Source organism: Nonomuraea recticatena (genome assembly GCF_039533245.1).
GTDB lineage: Bacteria > Actinomycetota > Actinomycetes > Streptosporangiales > Streptosporangiaceae > Nonomuraea > Nonomuraea roseola.
On sequence record NZ_BAAATE010000206.1, the window covers coordinates 1 to 521 of the forward strand.

The 521-nt window shown below is 74.3% G+C and carries 1 pseudogene; it reads right to left on the reverse strand.

The features are described 5' to 3' along the window. Positions 1 to 475 (reverse strand): annotated as a pseudogene (locus ABFX50_RS51170) (hypothetical protein); the annotation flags it as partial. Positions 476 to 521 lie beyond the last annotated feature (46 nt).

Genomic DNA, 521 nt, shown 5'->3' on the forward strand with positions numbered 1-521 from the left:
AGCCGGTCTTCTCGGCGGACTGGCGGATGTCGAGCCACCAGCGCAGGGCTTCGGAGGACCGGACGGCGAAGGCCCACATGGCGGTGTCGCCGCGGCGCACGAGCTGGTGCATCTTCGGCACGGCGAGCCCGGCGGCGCGCAGTTCGGCGCGGGGCGAGCCGGCGATGTCGAGGGACTCGTCGTCCTCGATGCGCGGCATCATCTCGTCGCGGCCGGTGGTCGGCGGGCGCGGCGGGACCGGCTTGTCCAATGTGAGCAGTTCGCGGCGGGGCCGCTCGGGCACGAAGATCGCCGCCTCTGGTTCCGGTTCGGGCGCTGAAGAACCCGCGGGGGCCCCGTCCGGGTCCGCTGCTGCTCCCGGCTCGAGGTCGGGGTCCGATTCGAGGTCCGGCACGGCCGTGAGGATCGGGCCGGCGGGCTCGGGCTCCGGCTCGTGTTCGGGCTCGAGCGCGGGCACGAGCCGCAGGCCGGTCACTGGCGCCTGGGTAGCGATGCTGTCCTCCTCCGCAGGTTCCGGCGAG